Annotated in this window: 15 protein-coding genes; 4 read left to right on the top strand and 11 right to left on the bottom strand. The window is 64.2% G+C overall.

Annotated features, from left to right (window positions below):
- Positions 1-7 precede the first annotated feature (7 nt).
- The 3 genes from H7J73_RS07320 to H7J73_RS07310 all read right to left on the bottom strand — a co-directional run bounded on the left by H7J73_RS07320 (position 8) and on the right by H7J73_RS07310 (position 2,234).
- On the bottom strand, positions 8-907 hold the full coding sequence (locus H7J73_RS07320; RefSeq protein WP_264066635.1) for a transglutaminase-like domain-containing protein: 900 nt from the start codon (positions 905-907) through the stop codon (positions 8-10).
- Complete coding sequence (locus H7J73_RS07315) at positions 904-1,632, bottom strand: proteasome-type protease (RefSeq protein ID WP_264066634.1); 729 nt, start codon at positions 1,630-1,632, stop codon at positions 904-906. The genes H7J73_RS07320 and H7J73_RS07315 overlap by 4 nt, the downstream gene beginning before the upstream one ends.
- 98 nt (positions 1,633-1,730) lie before the next feature.
- Positions 1,731-2,234 (bottom strand): DUF309 domain-containing protein, encoded by a 504-nt coding sequence (locus tag H7J73_RS07310; RefSeq protein WP_264066633.1) that lies wholly within the window; start codon positions 2,232-2,234, stop codon positions 1,731-1,733.
- 69 nt (positions 2,235-2,303) lie between these two features.
- Between H7J73_RS07310 and H7J73_RS07305 the strand changes: the two genes are divergently transcribed.
- Positions 2,304-2,606 (top strand): hypothetical protein, encoded by a 303-nt coding sequence (locus H7J73_RS07305; protein ID WP_264066632.1) that lies wholly within the window; start codon positions 2,304-2,306, stop codon positions 2,604-2,606.
- Positions 2,607-2,608: 2 nt separating this feature from the next.
- Here the strand turns inward: H7J73_RS07305 and H7J73_RS07300 are convergent, their stop codons facing one another.
- Positions 2,609-4,063: an APC family permease gene (locus H7J73_RS07300; RefSeq protein WP_264066631.1), complete on the bottom strand. Its 1,455-nt coding sequence runs from the start codon at positions 4,061-4,063 to the stop codon at positions 2,609-2,611.
- 401 nt (positions 4,064-4,464) lie between these two features.
- Between H7J73_RS07300 and H7J73_RS07295 the strand changes: the two genes are divergently transcribed.
- Positions 4,465-5,319 (top strand): GntR family transcriptional regulator, encoded by an 855-nt coding sequence (locus H7J73_RS07295; protein WP_264066630.1) that lies wholly within the window; start codon positions 4,465-4,467, stop codon positions 5,317-5,319.
- A 35-nt stretch (positions 5,320-5,354) separates the two neighbouring features.
- Here H7J73_RS07295 and H7J73_RS07290 read toward each other — a convergent pair whose 3' ends face one another.
- The 6 genes from H7J73_RS07290 to H7J73_RS07265 form a co-directional block, all read right to left on the bottom strand.
- Entirely contained in the window at positions 5,355-6,383 is a 1,029-nt protein-coding gene (locus H7J73_RS07290; protein WP_264066629.1) for a zinc-binding dehydrogenase, read from the bottom strand.
- A gap of 5 nt (positions 6,384-6,388) precedes the next feature.
- The gene (locus tag H7J73_RS07285; protein ID WP_264066628.1) at positions 6,389-8,320 is read right to left on the bottom strand and encodes a flavin-containing monooxygenase; all 1,932 of its coding nucleotides are present in this window, start codon (positions 8,318-8,320) and stop codon (positions 6,389-6,391) included.
- Between the two features lie 57 nt (positions 8,321-8,377).
- A complete protein-coding gene (locus H7J73_RS07280; protein ID WP_264066627.1) occupies positions 8,378-9,169 on the bottom strand; it encodes a bestrophin-like domain in 792 nt (263 codons plus the stop codon).
- An 85-nt stretch (positions 9,170-9,254) separates the two neighbouring features.
- The gene (glgX, locus tag H7J73_RS07275; RefSeq protein WP_264066626.1) at positions 9,255-11,408 is read right to left on the bottom strand and encodes a glycogen debranching protein GlgX; all 2,154 of its coding nucleotides are present in this window, start codon (positions 11,406-11,408) and stop codon (positions 9,255-9,257) included.
- 149 nt (positions 11,409-11,557) lie between these two features.
- Complete coding sequence (locus tag H7J73_RS07270; protein WP_264066625.1) at positions 11,558-11,779, bottom strand: hypothetical protein; 222 nt, start codon at positions 11,777-11,779, stop codon at positions 11,558-11,560.
- Positions 11,780-11,847: 68 nt separating this feature from the next.
- Entirely contained in the window at positions 11,848-12,300 is a 453-nt protein-coding gene (locus tag H7J73_RS07265) for a hypothetical protein (RefSeq protein WP_264066624.1), read from the bottom strand.
- Positions 12,301-12,710: 410 nt separating this feature from the next.
- Here H7J73_RS07265 and H7J73_RS07260 point away from each other — a divergent pair, with 410 nt between their 5' ends.
- Positions 12,711-13,154 carry an STAS domain-containing protein gene (locus tag H7J73_RS07260; protein ID WP_264066623.1) on the top strand — a complete coding sequence of 148 codons (444 nt, stop codon included), beginning with the start codon at positions 12,711-12,713 and terminating at the stop codon, positions 13,152-13,154.
- Between the two features lie 79 nt (positions 13,155-13,233).
- Here the strand turns inward: H7J73_RS07260 and H7J73_RS07255 are convergent, their stop codons facing one another.
- Positions 13,234-13,941, bottom strand: coding sequence for a TetR family transcriptional regulator (locus tag H7J73_RS07255; protein ID WP_264066622.1), 708 nt, complete (start codon positions 13,939-13,941; stop codon positions 13,234-13,236).
- Between the two features lie 69 nt (positions 13,942-14,010).
- Between H7J73_RS07255 and H7J73_RS07250 the strand changes: the two genes are divergently transcribed.
- A complete protein-coding gene (locus H7J73_RS07250; RefSeq protein ID WP_264066621.1) occupies positions 14,011-15,072 on the top strand; it encodes a ferredoxin reductase in 1,062 nt (353 codons plus the stop codon).
- Positions 15,073-15,203 lie beyond the last annotated feature (131 nt).

Raw genomic sequence — 15,203 nt, 5'->3', positions numbered from 1 at the left:
CGTCGGCTCAAGCGGCAGGTATCTCGTCGGTCCAGACCCGGAAGCTGCTCAGGGTGTTCTGGCCGAACGTGTTACTCAGCGCGACGTCGGCGGCATCGCGGCCGCGTGCGATCAGCACCCGGCCGATCCGCGGCGTGTTGTTGCGCGCGTCGAAGGTATGCCATCGTCCGCCGAGGAAGACCTCGAACCAGGCCGCGAAATCCATCGGACCGTACGGCGGCGGCATCCCGATATCGCCGAGATATCCAGTGCAGTAGCGGGCCGGGATGTTCATGCAGCGGCAGAACGCGACGGCGAGATGGGTGAAATCGCGACAGACCCCCACGCGTCCGTTGAACGCTTCCAGCGCTGTCCTGGTGTTGTCCGCCTGCTGATAGTCGAACGTGATGTGCTGATGGACGTAATCGCAGATTGCTTGCACGCGAGCCCATCCCGTCGGAGCCCGCCCGAAGAGATCCCACGCCGTCTGTGACAGCCGGTCGGTGTCGCAGTAGCGGCTGCCGAGCAGGAAGAGCAGTGTGTTCTCGGGCAGATCCGGTACGGAAAGCTGGTGCGCCCCGGGAACGAGAGCATCGGGTAGGCCACTGTCGTTGACGATGGCATCGGCGGAGATGCGAGTCCGGCCCACCGGTGCAACGATGCGCGTGCACCAGTTGCCGAAGTCGTCGCGATAGGCGGCCATCGGCACCGGCGGGTCGACCAGCAGGACGTCGCGGCCGACGACATCGGAGACCCGCGTGAAGTGGACATTGAGGTTGAAGATCATCGGGGTTGGCTGCGGGCAGTCGAAGACCATTTCGAAGCCGACGTTGATTTTCATGGCGAGTTCTCCGGTATCCCAGAAGGGTTCCTGGCTGGTGACGGGTCGGGTGGGGTGGGCGGTTTTGCCGTCACGGTGGCCGTTCACCAGCTCAATTCCGGCAGATCGCGGAACACCTGCCGCGTTCCTTCGCCCCAATCATGGCTCAGGGCAGTGAAATAGGGATCGCCCTGGTCGAACCGTCGCCGGTACTGCACGGCGAGGCTGTCACGTTCGTAACAGATCAGATCGATCGGCATGCCGACCGAGAGGTTGCTGCGCAGGGTCGAATCAAAAGACACCAGAACGCATTTCGTGGCATCGGCGAGCGGGGTGTGTCGCGTCAGCACGCGGTCGAGGATCGGTTTGCCGTACTTGGTCTCGCCCGTCTGCAGGAAGGGCGTGTCGGTGCTGGCTTCGATGAAATTGCCTTCGGCATAGATCCGGAACAACCGGATCGGCTCGCCGTCGAGCTGTCCGCCGACGATGAACGAGGCGTTGAATCCGACCCGGTTGCCCTCCAGATGGCCGGCGTCGCGCTCCTCGATGGCGCGCATCGCGTCCGCCACCAACCGCGCCACATCGAACATCGTGCGGGCGCCGTAGAGGTTCGTCTCCGCGTCGCCGTCGGCGCAGCGCTGCGTCAGCACGCTGATGACCGCCTGCGTACCGGCCAGATTCCCCGAACTCAGCAGGACGATCACCCGGTCGCCGGGGCGTTCGAAGACGGTCATCTTGCAGAACTTGGCGAAGTTGTCCATGCCGGCGTTCGTGCGTGAATCCGAGGCGAAGATGATCCCGTTGTCGAGCATCACGCCGATGCAATACGTCATGGACGCCCCTTCTGGGCATCCGACTCCCGCACGCAGGGCGGTCCCAATACGGGTTGGTTCATGTCCCTCACCGGCGACAACACCCAACTGAGCCGACGTTACACGCGGTGGCTGCCCGGTGCTGGTCGGTCGAGAGTCAACGCCGGATTCAGGCGGGGCGATGCGACGTCGGAACCTGCGGCCAGATTCTCGATCATCGCGCTCGCCCAGGCGAGCAGGCCGTCGATGTCCACCGAGTGGGGCGCGGGGCTGGTCGCGTCGCGTAGGCGCTCGGATCCGCGCCGCAGCAGGGTGATCGCACCGTCGAGGTTGCCACGCTGGACGTGGGTGATACCGACGGCGAGTTGAGCGAGCCCCTGCCACAGTGGTCGCTCGATGACCGGACCGTTCTTCCATGCCGCCTCGAGTACCTCGTGCGCAGTGAACGCGAGGCCTCGGTCCAGGAGGCTCTGGGCATAGGCGAGCGACCGCGCCGCGGGCAACTCCAGATCGTCGGCGATGCGCGGCACCCCGTCGCTGCCTTTCGGAAGCGGCCGGCCCAGAGCGTCACGCGGTCGCGTGTTGCGCGGCCGCCCGGATTCGTCGCGATCCCGTTCGACCATCCACTCATCATGACCCGCGGTGGGCGGCCCGATGTTCACCAACCCACCCGATGCGGCAAGATCGTTGCAATGCCTGACTATGACGATCCAGGACCCGAGAACACATTGAGCCCCAGCGAATCGCTGGATTCCGACGAGGTGCGTAACGACGACGGCGATACCGTCGTCGATCCGCCCGAGGAGTGGATCGAGGTCGAGGAGCACGAGAGCCTCGACGAGCGACTCTCCGATGAGGAGCCCGACGTCGCCGTGGATGACCCGGTTATCGCCGAAGCTCCGCGCCCTGAGCGCCGCGACCTCGGCCAGATCGACGGGGCACCGGAGGACGGTGAGTCGTTCTACGACGTCGTCGACGAAGGTCCGCGACTCTAGGCTTACTGAGCTGCCAGTTCGGCGTCGATGTGATCGCCGTAGCTACTGCGGGGGTCGGTGTAATAGGGCGCGCGGCCAACGCGAGACGAGATCGCCGAGAGAACGAGTCCGAGCAACGACAGTCCGACGCCGAACGCGATCTCGACGCCGTTGAGCGATCCCGAAGCCAGCGAGTAGATGATCACGAAGGCCATGAAAGCCGCCCCCAACCCCGGCATCAGTCCACCGATCACGAAATCAGAAATGCTGGCGGTGATCCGGCGGCGGTAGCACCAGATCGCGGTGCTGGCGGTAAGCAGATAAAAAATCGCGGCCATCAGTCCCAGGGTGCTGACGATATCGGCGAGCGCTGCGCCAACCGAGTCGATCAAGGTCGAGCCCCACAAGAAGACGACGTTGAGCAGCCCGAAGACGATGGTCGCATTCCATGGTGTGCGGTAGCGCGGGCTGACGCCGCCGAACCACGCGGGAATGACGCGATCACGACCCATTGCAAACCCGATCCGTGACGAGCTGACGATCGCGGCCAACAGTGATGCCAGTGTTCCGCCCAGGACAGCGACGATCATCACCTGCTTCCAGAAGCCTCCGCCGATGCGCTCACCGACGAACGCGAGGATGTTGGCGGCGTGGTCTTGCATCTCCTGCAGGGGCGCGATGCCCTGGAAGGCAAGAACTGTCACCGAGTAGATGACGAAGAGCAGGATCACGCTGGTGACCGCTGCGCGACCGGCTTTCCGACCTGACGATTCCTCGCCCACGTAAGCCGCTGTGTCCCAACCGGAATAGAGGAAGATGGCCAGCAGCACGCCGGAGATCAACGACTTGAAACCACCGGCTCCGCTGACGGTGAACCACGACGAGTCGACGGTGACGACACCGTCATGGCCCTGGGCGATGTACACGACCGCGGCAATCGCGAATCCGAGGACGAGTGCGTACTCGAACACCGCCCACATCCACTGGAATCGGGCCGACAACTGCGCACCGAGCGCCGCGACGACCAACACGATGAGGTTGAAGGCGGTCCCGACCGCTGCCACCGCGGTGGAATCATTGGCCGCGTCGTCGGAGAAGAAGCTCAGCAGGTAGCTGCCCAGTGGGATGGTCAGGCTCGTGGTGCCGACGGTGTAGTACAGCAGCATGATCCAGCCGGCAAAGAATCCCGCGTGTGGGCTGAGCACTCGACCCACCCAGGAGTATGTCGCGCCCGCGCTGGGCTGCCATGCGTGCAGGCGCTGATAGCCCAGTGCGATACCCAGCATGGGTACGAAACAGATCAGAATCGGCAGGAAACCGGCGTAGGCGACGGTGGCCAGGATTGCGGCGAGTGTCACCGCCACGCTTTGTGTCGGACCCGAACTTGCCAGCGCCATCACCACCACGTCGCCGGCTCGTAACGCCCCGGACTTGAGGCCCGCGGGACGCTGGTTTTCGGTTGGTGGTGTTGTCGGCATGATGAATCTCCCATCGTCTAGCTCGTTTTCGAGCGAATGCTCTGTCTGAGGATCGGTTTGGTCGCCGTTGACTGCGAGAGCGGATAGCGCGTGAATTACGTAGCCGGATAACCGCTTTCGACCGGCGGGGGGATATCGAGCGATATCGGGTCATCGCTCGTGTCACGAGCCTGGCCGAGCCGCCCGTAACGAACACGACTAGGGATGCGCCGCAATCAACCTCTCTTTATAGTCTGTATACACAGTAAGATGAGTGGAGCGTATTGGCCCACTGTTTCGGGAATGTTGCGGATACTTTTCATTTCCGACGCGCTGACCACGCCGTCTGGCGTACCGGCATCTACACAAATGCTGATAGTTAGTATGTAGAGAGTCGGTCGCCGACGATGCGATGGAGAGATATGCCAGCAGTGGAGGGTGGGGCACCACTGTCGGGCCGAAAACTGCGTTACCAGCAGGTGTACGACCTCGTTCTGGATATCGTCGCCGACCGCGGCCTGTCACCGGGTGATCGGCTCCCGTCGACCATGGAACTCGCTGAGATTGCCGAGGTTAGCGCGATTTCGGTGCGCCGCGCGCTGGACGAACTCGAGCGGGCCGGCAAAATCATCAGGCATCAGGGGATAGGCACCTTCGTAGCAAAGCCGCGGATCGCCAGCGATCCCACTCGCCCTGGTGAACTACTGCACACGTTGATAGACGACGGAACCATCCCCCCGCTGACGACGTCATTGATCGGCGTCAGCGTTGGAATGCCCAGCAAAACGATTGCCACTGCACTCAGTGTCGAACCGGGGCAACCCGTGTGGGAGATCTGGCGCAAACGCAGCATCGACGGGACCGACCAGATCCTCGAGCGCGCCGTCCTGCCATTGAGTCGCGTGCCCGCTATCGATCAGGATCGCCTTGCCAGGGGTGAGTCTTTGTATCGATTCCTGGAGGAGCAGTACGGCTTCACCGACGTCTATACCGAGCAGGCGTTCGAGGTCGACACGCCTAGCCGGTGGGAAACCGAACAGCTGACGCTGAGCGATCGAGATAGGGTCGTTCGGGTCCGCGGTGTGAGCTTCGACGGCGACGGCAGTGCCTTTGACTGCTTTGAGCAGTGCTACGACGCAACCAAATTCACGTTCTATACCGCCGGCCAGACCCGGCACCGCATTCTGGGGCCTCCCGAACTGTCGAACTGGTCGGTGGCACCGTTTACCAGCCCGACGGCGCCGCAGGGTAGGTTCGATGACGGTCCGGCTGGATGAATATCACTGCCTAGTAACAGCATTCGTGAATCGATCTAGGGCGTCAGCGCGATCTTCACGCAATCCGCCGACCTGGCAGCCACCGCCGCATAGGCTGCCGGTGCGTCGTCCAGTGACATCGAGTGGGTGAAGATGCCGCTGGTGTCGAGGCGACCGGCCTGGATCAGCGGGATCAGTTCGGGCCAGGTCTGCTGCACCGGTGCTGTGGTCATCCGCAGCGTGACACTGCGGACCAGGCTCATCAATGCCGGAAACGGGAACGGGTTCAGATCGTGCACCCCGATCACAGAGACCGTCCCGCCTGGGCGCACGCAGGTCAGCGCCGCAGTCATGGTGGTGTCGTTGCCGACCGCATCGATCACCGCAGCCGCACCTCGCCCGGCGGTGGCCTCGGCCACCGCCGCCTCGACAGCGGATGGATCCAGCGCGGTCGCGCCGGCCGCCGCGGCGCGCTGCCGTCGGCCTTCGACCGGATCGACGGCGAACACCGTGCCCGCACCCTGGGCGATCGCACTGCGCAGCGCGCAGAGCCCGACCGCTCCGAGGCCGTACACCACAACGGTGCCGCCCGGCGGAATGTCGGCACGCTGCGCGCCGGCCCAACCGGTCGCGAGGTTGTCGGTGAGCAGCAGCGCCTCTTCGGTGTCGATACCGTCCGGGACGCGCAACAGCTGAAAGTCGGCAGCGGGTACGGCGAGCAGATCAGACTGCGCGCCGGCGAGCGCGCCGGAACCGAAGATCTTCGGCCCCGACAGGCATTGGATCGGATCGTGGGTGGCGCAGCCGATGCAGGTGCCGCAGCCGGCCACCGAGGACACCAACACCAGGTCGCCGACGGTGACGGTGCGGACGTCCGGACCGATCTCGACGACGGTGCCGACGGCCTCATGACCGAGCGGCACCGGCTCGAACAGCGGGTAATCGCCCTCGTAGAAATGCAGATCCGAACCGCAGATCGCAGTGGTCGTGACGGCGATGATCGCGCCGTCCGGTCCCGGCAGCGACGGATCCGGACGGTTCTCGACCCGGATCTGGCCTGGGCTGTCGATCACAACGGTGCGCATGTTTCTCAGTTCATCACGAAATCGTCGGGGTTCGGACTGCGGGTCCACGTCCAGTAATCGACGAGACGCCACGGACTCAGCCCGTGCACCAGCCCGTCCTCGTTCTTGTAGAAGCTGTGCTTGATGGTGGGCTGTGACCAGACCAGAGTTTTCAGTTCGGCCTGGCATCGCTCATACCAGTCGTCGTATCGGTCCTGCCGCGGCTCCATCCCGCGCTTGTCGGCAGCGATCAGCAGGTCGAGGCAACCCATGATGTAGCGCACCTCGCATTCCGAGTGGAAGATCAGGCTGCCGCCGCTGGCCAGGTTCGTGCCGGGCCCGTAGAGGCAGAAGAAATTGGGGAAGCCGGGCACCGTGATACCCAGGTATGCCGCCGGCCGTCGCCCCCAGCGATCCTGCAGCTCGATTCCATTGCGGCCGAACACTTTAACCGAGGACAGCAGGTCGTTAGCGCGGAAGCCGGTCGCGTAGACCAGAACGTCGGCCGGATAACGGGTGCCGTCGGCGTCGACCACCACGTCGGCTTCGACGTGGTCGATCGGGGTACGAACCAACTCGACATTGCCCCGGGTCAGCGTGCGCAGCCAGCTGCCGTTGTCCTGCAGGGTGCGCTTACCGGTGGCCGGATAGTCGGGGATCACCTTCGCCAGCAGCTCGGGATCTCCGTCCACCTGGCTCGAAATCCATTCGGTGAACATCATTCTGGCCAGGTCGTTCATCTCGCTGACTGCGCGCTGTTGATCGGGGAAGTCGGGATCGACCTTCGCCGCGGCCAGTCCGCTGTCACAACCCGGCCAGAAGATCAGGAACCGGTACCAGCGCCCGTAGAAGGGCAGGTGCCGCAGCGCCCACTGCACTCCCGGTCCGACGGCGCTGTGGTAGTTGGGGTTTGGGAACATCCACTGTGCGGTGCGCTGGAAGACGGTCAGGCTGCCGACCTGCTCGGCGATCGCCGGTGCCACCTGGAATCCGGTAGCGCCGGCGCCCACCATCACGACGTCTTTGCCCGTCAGGTCGACGTCGTGATCCCAGCGGGCGGTGTGAAATGCTTGTCCTGCAAAGGTTTCGGCGCCAGCCAAGGTTGGGACGAACGGGGTGTTGAGCTGCCCGACCGCGCTGATGACGGCGCGGGCGATCAGGTTTCCCCGCGTCCCGTCGGGGTTGGTCACAGCCACCGACCAGGTCGCGCTGCTCTCATCCCAGGTCGCACTCTGCACGCGGGTGTTGAACCGGACGTGTTCGGTGATGCCGTGGCGTTCCATCACGCCCTGGAAATAGGACTGCAGTTCGGGCTGCTGGGCAAAGAACTCTGTCCAGTGGTCGTCGGGTTCGAAACTGTAGCAATAGAAGTGGTTACCGACGTCCACCCGGGCACCCGGATAGCTGTTCTCCCAACAGGTTCCGCCAACGCCGGCGTTCTTCTCCAGCACAGTGAAGGGTATTCCGGCCTGTTGCAGGCGAATTGCGGCCAGAAGTCCGGACTGGCCACAGCCGATGACGATCACCGGGAAGTCGGCCCGGGCGTCGGCCCCCGACTCGAACGTGGTGTTGCGCGAATCTCGTCCGTCGAGCTCCATCTCCTCGAGCATCATCGGCACGTACTCGTCGGGCACCTCGGCGCAGGCCAGAAAGTTCATCATCCGTTGCAGCTGTGCGGCGTCCACCGGAGCAGGCTCCGGGCAGCCGCGGTCGCGGTAGTCGCGGATGATGCCCAGCGCCAGCGTGCGGGCGGCGGCCTTGTCGTCCTCGGACATGTAGCCCTGGACTTCGTTGAGGAAGATGCCCGCAGGTTTGAGGGGGCCGTCCAGCAGCGCGGGGTCGCCACTCATATGAACGCACGACAGGAGCAACGCGGGGATGGAGACATCGTCCAGTGCGGCGGCGATCTCGGCATCCGAGTTGGTGAACGGCTCGCCGGCATGTGGGTTACGCGTCACTCGCAGAAGGTTAGGCGATGATCGCCGAGCAGTGTGCAGATCACCAAAAGTGTCTACTCAGTGGATCAGTTTGTGCTGTTCCCAGATGTCGAGCACGTTTACGTAGGCGTCGGGCCGCACCGACAGCGCCCCGACGTACGGATGCTCCAGCGCGAAGATGAGGTACATGATGAACCCCAACAGGGCGCCGGTCAGCCCCACCGCGATGGCGTGGACCAGCAGGTCGCGGGTGCTGAACAGGAACGTGAACGCCATCACGATGGCGCCGCCGCCCAGCAGTAGTACCCAGAGCTCGCCAGGGATGGCTGCCTCACCGGTTTCCACCCGCACCTTGCGGTTGGCGCTGAGAACGTTCAGCCGGGCGATGTCGTCGTCGAAGAACGAGATCTCGTTGCGGGACTCCGGCTGGACGTTGAGGTAGCTGTTCCACAGGGTGGTGAGTTCGTCGGACTGCTCTTCGATCTTCTCGCCGCGGCGCATGCGGGGAAACTCGTCGTTGACTACATCCTCGGTATAGGCGATGAGGCTGTGCTGCACGCCTTCTCGTGCCGCCGGAGGTAATGCGGACGAGTGGCGAAGCAGATCGACGATCGCACTCGCTTCAGCGGCGCTGGCGTCCTCGGCAGTACCGAACTGTTCCCACACCACTACGACGAGGAAGGCGACCAAGACCGCATACAGCACCCCGGCAAGCTGGAAGACCTGACCCGACACCACGCTCGCATGCTCAAGTCGGGTGTGCGACACCGCTCTGCGGAACAGCACGAGTCCGCCCACCGAGAACCCGACGACGATGGCGACCCAGAGCAGGCCGGTGATCGGGGCCGGAAGTTGTAACAACCAGACCACAGCCCACCCACCTTCCGACGGCACCCGCTCGCGCCCTGATTATCACCGCTCGGCGGCGGGCGCGGGGCCAAGTGACCAGGACAGGTCACTCGGCCTCGGGAACCGCCTGCAGCACGATCATCGCTCGCCCCTCGACCTGGACAGCATCTGCGGCGTTGATGGGCTTGACGTCACTGGAATCGCCCGACCCGACCGCGGTGTCGATCACGGTGACCCAGGCCGGCCCGAATTCCCTGGGCGGCATGGTGAATTCGATCGGTTCGTGGTGGGCATTGAAGCACAGCACGAACGAATCGTCGGTGACCCGATGCCCGCGCTGATCCAGATCGGGAATGCCCTGACCGTTGAGGTACACAGACACCGACTTCCCGAAGCCGGAATCCCAGTCCTCGTCGCTCATTTCGGAGCCGTCGGGAGCAAACCAGGAGATATCGGGCAGCCGCTCGGACCCGCGGATCCGGACCGGGAGACCGTCGAAGAAACGGCGTCGGCGGAATACCGGATGGTTGGCGCGCAGCGACGACACCGACCGGGTGAACGCCAGCAGGTCGGTATCGGCGGTCTCCCAGTCGATCCAGGTGATCTCGTTGTCCTGGCAGTAACCGTTGTTGTTACCGCCCTGGGTGCGTCCCAGCTCGTCGCCGTGACAGAGCATCGGCACGCCCTGCGAGAGCAGCGTGGTGGTGATGAAGTTCCGCTGTTGGCGCGCCCGCAACGCATTGATCTGCGGGTCGTCGGTCGGCCCCTCCACCCCGCAGTTCCAGGACTGGTTGTTGGATTCGCCGTCGTTGTTACCTTCGCCGTTGGCTTCGTTGTGTTTCTCGTTGTAGGACACCAGATCCCGCAACGTGAATCCATCGTGTGCGGTGACGAAGTTGATCGATGCGACCGGCCGGCGGCCGGTGTGCTCGTACAGATCGGCAGATCCGGTCAGGCGGGAGGCGAACTCGCCGAGGCTGGCATCTTCACCGCGCCAGAAATCGCGGACGGTGTCGCGGTACTTTCCGTTCCACTCGGTCCATTGCGGCGGGAAGTTGCCGACTTGATACCCACCTGGACCGACGTCCCACGGTTCGGCGATCAGTTTGACCTGGCTGACCGTCGGATCCTGCTGGACGAGTTCGAAGAAAGTGGACAGTCTGTCGACGTCGTAGAACTCGCGGGCGAGCGTGGAGGCGAGGTCGAAGCGGAAGCCGTCGACGTGCATCTCGGTGACCCAGTACCGCAGCGAGTCCATGATCAGTTGCAACGAATGCGGATGCCCGACATTGAGGCTGTTCCCGGTGCCGGTGTAGTCCATGTAGTAGCGCTTGTCGTCATCCACGAGCCGGTAATAGGCCGCGTTGTCGATACCGCGCATCGACAGCGTCGGGCCCATGTGATTGCCCTCGGCGGTGTGGTTGTAGACCACGTCGAGGATGACCTCTATACCGGCTTCATGTAGGGCCCGGACCATCGCCTTGAATTCCTGCACCTGATTACCCGGCGTCGCACTGCTCGTCGAGTATTTGGCGTCGGGCGCGAAGAACCCGATGGTGTTGTAGCCCCAGTAGTTCGACAACCCCTTGTCGATGAGGGTCGAGTCATTCGCGAAGTGGTGCACCGGCATCAATTCGATGGCCGTGGCGCCGACCGTCTTCAGATGGTCGATGATCGCCGGGTGGGCGATGCCCGCGTAGGTGCCGCGACTCTGCTCCGGAATGTCCGGGTGGGTCTCCGTCAGTCCCTTGACGTGGGCTTCGTAGATGATCGAATCGGCATACTCCCGTTGCGGTGGTCGATCGACGCCCCAGTCGAAGTAGGGGTTGATCACCACCGATTTGGGCATGCTGGCGGCAGAATCGTCGTCGTTGCGGCTGTCGGGGTCTCCGAAGTTGTAGCTGAACAGCGACTGGTCCCACTGGAAGGTGCCGTCGATGGCCTTCGAATACGGGTCCAGCAGCAGCTTGTTGGGATTGCACCGCTGTCCGGAACTCGGATCGTACGGCCCGTGCACGCGGTAGCCGTAGCGCTGGCCGGACTCCACATTCGGCAGGAATCCGTGCCAGACGAAACCGTCGACCTCGGGCAGCGTCACCCGGGTCTCTTCACCGTCGGCATCGAAAAGACACAGCTCGACGCGTTCGGCGACTTCGCTGAAGACGGCGAAGTTGGTACCCGAACCGTCGTAGGTAGCACCGAGCGGATAGGCCTTACCTGGCCACACCTCTGCTGTCGCGGCGGGAATGGCTTTGGTCACGTCGTCGATCGCTTACGCCGGGGTGTCATGTGCACATTCTTTCAATCGGATGAAACCTCGACCGCTACGAATCTCGGTGGAGGGGCGGTGGAAACAACCTAGCCACTGCTCGGGCAGGCCGCACGACGCCGGGCGGTCATTCCGCTGGCCTACTCGAGAGCGCGATGGCGCCCCTCATAAGGCGAGTCAGCAGCCGTTACCGGCGCGATCGGCGGCGGTGAACTGTGCCAGCCACCTCCGTAAAGACGCTGGTCAGGGTCGCCGAAGGGCGGAGTGCTCGGGTCTGCGAAATCGGTGCGGGGTGCCACGGCATCCGGGCCGGACCCGCCATCGTCGATCGGCGCGAAGCCGGGGTCTGTGGTGTTCGCCATGTCGCCTCCTCGGCATCGATTGGGTGCACGGGTACCCGCGCAGCGCACGCCCAAAACTGACTGTGACGTCAATTCCGACCGTCTGCCGGGGTGGCCTCATGGCCTGGTTGGCCCGGTGTGCGTCGCGCCGCCTTCATCTCCGCTTCGTAGACGTGGCGGACACCGGCCATCAGGGCGTCTCGGACGGACCTCTCGTGAGCGCGTACCACTGACCAGTAGTCGTCGTCGAATTCCTCGACGACCTGAAAGGTCCACCGGCCCGATATCACGTTGCGCCCGACGAGTTCGTTCGTCAGCGTCTCGGCGAAGCCGCGGTGCCCGGCCGCGCGCAGCAGGTCGGCGGCCTCGCCCAGTTGTAGGTCGGCATGCCCCATCAGCTGGTGAAACGTATACAGCGCGCCGCGAGCGCGCTCGACCGTTTCCACGGCTTCGGACAGTTTGCCCACGGCCTCGACTGTGGCGTCGTCGGCGCCGCCCGGACGCCGATCGAGCCCGCTCTCATCCACTGTCGATCGACTCACGGCCGGGCAATACCCAGGCGGGCCCGGCGCCAAACGACCAGCACTGGATTCTGAGGTTTCTCTGAGAAATAGATTGAACGATCGCCGCGGTGGGAATCCCTCGCCGATCTGATAGTCCACCAGTCACCGCACGCCACCTAAACCGCCAGGAGCACTGTGTTTAACGCTTCAGACGATCCCGCGACGACGCAGCGGCGGCGTCTGTCGGCAGCCGGGCCGACCTCGAAATCCGACGATGAGAACGGTGTAATGAAGTGACGCCGGAATGCGGCGCGGGATACGGTGACCCGAGGTTGAGTTCGCAGCCGCCCGGAAGCGTCACTTTGGTCCCGAAGGGTTCCGTCGTTTGCGGACCTAGAGGCAGGGCATTGACGTGATCCACAGTACGAATTTGCGACTGATGGAGCCACATGTCTGTTGTTGAGGTCACTCAGGGCGGATCGTCGTCCTTACCTCCCTCGTCGTGGGAGGGTCCGAACGCGCGTTTTGCCACCCGTTGGCCGGCTGCTGATTCGGCGGTTATTCGTGCCGAGGGTGAGGTGGATGCCGCAAACGCCGCCAAACTCGGTGACTACACATTGCGGGTCGCGGTGGAGAGCCATTACCTTGTCCTCGACCTCAGTGGCGTCGCATTCTTTGGCACCGAAGGCTTTTCGACGCTGCATATGCTGAATGTGCGATGCGCGAAAGCCGGGGTGCGGTGGTCGATGGTCCCCAGTGCCGCGGTTTCCCGTGTGCTGCGGATCTGTGATCCCGGGGGCGGCTTGCCTGCGGCGATCACCGTCGACGCCGCGTTGGCGGCCAGTCAGGGTGAGCCGCGGCGCCTGCTACATCTGGTCAAGGGGCAGGAATAGAACCTTCGCGGGGCGCTATCGCCGGCGTGGAAGTGGCTATGCGGCAAAAGATTTCGTCCGAGGCGCGGTGCGAGTTCGCCTAGAGGGTGCTGCGCCAGCCCGTCACGCCGACGGTGATCATTCGGAGCTGTTTGATCGCTACCCGCTTGATCTCCTCGAGCGCCGTCGAATTCTGGGCATCCTCGATGGCCTCGGCGATGGAGATCATCGCGTTCACGAACAGGCTGGCCAGGATGTTCAGATCCTCGGTGCTCCAGGTGTTCAAACCGGGAAAACGCGCCAGGTCGGTGGCCAGTTCCGAGGTGATCAGGCGGATCTCGGTGCGGATCGCGTAGCGCAGCACGCTGACCCCGCTGTTGCGCTCGCGCCCGATGAACAGCCAGTGCTCGCGCTGCTCGTCGACGCTGGCGACCAGGATCTCCACCGATGACTCGATGACCCGGGTGGGGTCGAGCTTGCCTGCGCGCGCCCCGCGCAACATGTCGCGCAAAGCGTGAAACGACTCGTCGATGAGGACGAGCCCGAGTGCTTCCATCGACTCGAAATGGCGGTAGAAGGCGCCGGGGACGATACCGGCCTCGCGGGTGACCTCCCGCAGGCTCAGGCCGCCGAAACTGCGGTCATCCAGCAGCTTGAGTGCCGCCGCGATGATGGCGCGCCGAGTGGCTTCTTTGCGTTCTTCCCGGGAGCCGCCCTCGCGGGGCTGGTCGCGGGACCTCTCGTGTGACGAGTGGCCAGACCGGCTCGACCGATGGCTCGACCGTGAACTGGGCGTACGACTGTTCACTGTGTGAAACGTACCACAGACCTGGCGAAACCCTTGACGATCAGGGGGTATCTGTAAAACGGTATACACATGTTCACTCAAACTCTGGTGCCTCGCCTGGTGGGGAGGGTCCTGGGATCGTCCCTGGTAGATCTGCTCACCGGCCCCCACGGGGTGGACCGGTACACCGAACTCGTCGAGCCGACCTGGACGCTGGGAACGCCCAGGGCTCGCGTGCTCGCCGTCAGTCGCGCGACGCCACGCAGCGTCACCCTGACGCTGGAACCCAACGCGGCCTTCCCGGGCTTCCAGGCCGGCCAGCACGTCATCGTCGTCGTCGAGATCAACGGCCGTCGCCACACCCGCTGTTACTCGCCGGCCAGCGCCGAAGGCCAGTCCGTTCTGGAGCTGACGATCGGCCGACACGACGGCGGGGTCGTCTCGACCTACCTCTACGAGCACGCCCGGCCCGGCATGGTGATCGGTCTGGACAGTGTCGGCGGCGACTTCGTCCTACCCGCGCAGCGGCCGCAACGGATTCTCATGGTCTCCGGCGGCAGCGGGATCACCCCGGTCATGTCGATGCTTCGCACGCTGCGGGCCGAACGTTTCGCCGGTGAGATCACCTTCCTGCACTACGCCCGTTCGGCGGCCGAAGCGTGTTACCGCGAGGAACTGGCTGCGATGCCGGAGGTCACCGTCCGGCACGGCTATACCAGATCGACCGGCGGCGACATCACGGGCCACTTCGGGCCGGCGCACCTGGCCGGTGTGGACACGCCGGATGCTGTCTTCGTCTGCGGGCCGCCCGCGCTTGTCGACGCGGTCCGCCAGCTGTGCCCGGCGGCGCAATCGGAAAGCTTCGTGCCGCCGGTATTTGTCGTCCCCGACACCCCGTCGGGCGGCCGAGTCACGTTCAGCGACAGTGGTATCGACATCGTCGACGATGGCCGCTCGCTGCTGGAGCAAGCCGAGGCCGCCGGCCTCACCCCTGAGAACGGATGCCGAATGGGTATCTGCCACACCTGCACCCGCCCGAAGACCAAGGGTGTCGTGCGCAACATGACCACCGGCGCGATGTCGACGGCCGACTGCGAAGACGTGCGGATCTGTGTGTCCGCGCCAGTCGGCGACGTCGAGCTCGCGCTCTAATCCACCACTCGCACACGATGAGGAGTCCGTTATGACTGCCACGCTCGAGAAGGTCCTAGACCAGACCCCCGCGATAGAGACCAAAGATGACCGCAGGACCATCACGAAAATAGTTGCGGGCCAGTCCGTCA

The organism is Mycolicibacterium komossense, from assembly GCF_025822605.1.
Classification (GTDB): Bacteria; Actinomycetota; Actinomycetes; order Mycobacteriales; family Mycobacteriaceae; genus Mycobacterium; species Mycobacterium komossense.
Note: the sequence above shows the minus strand (reverse complement) of the source record. Positions and strands in the feature narration are given on the sequence as shown.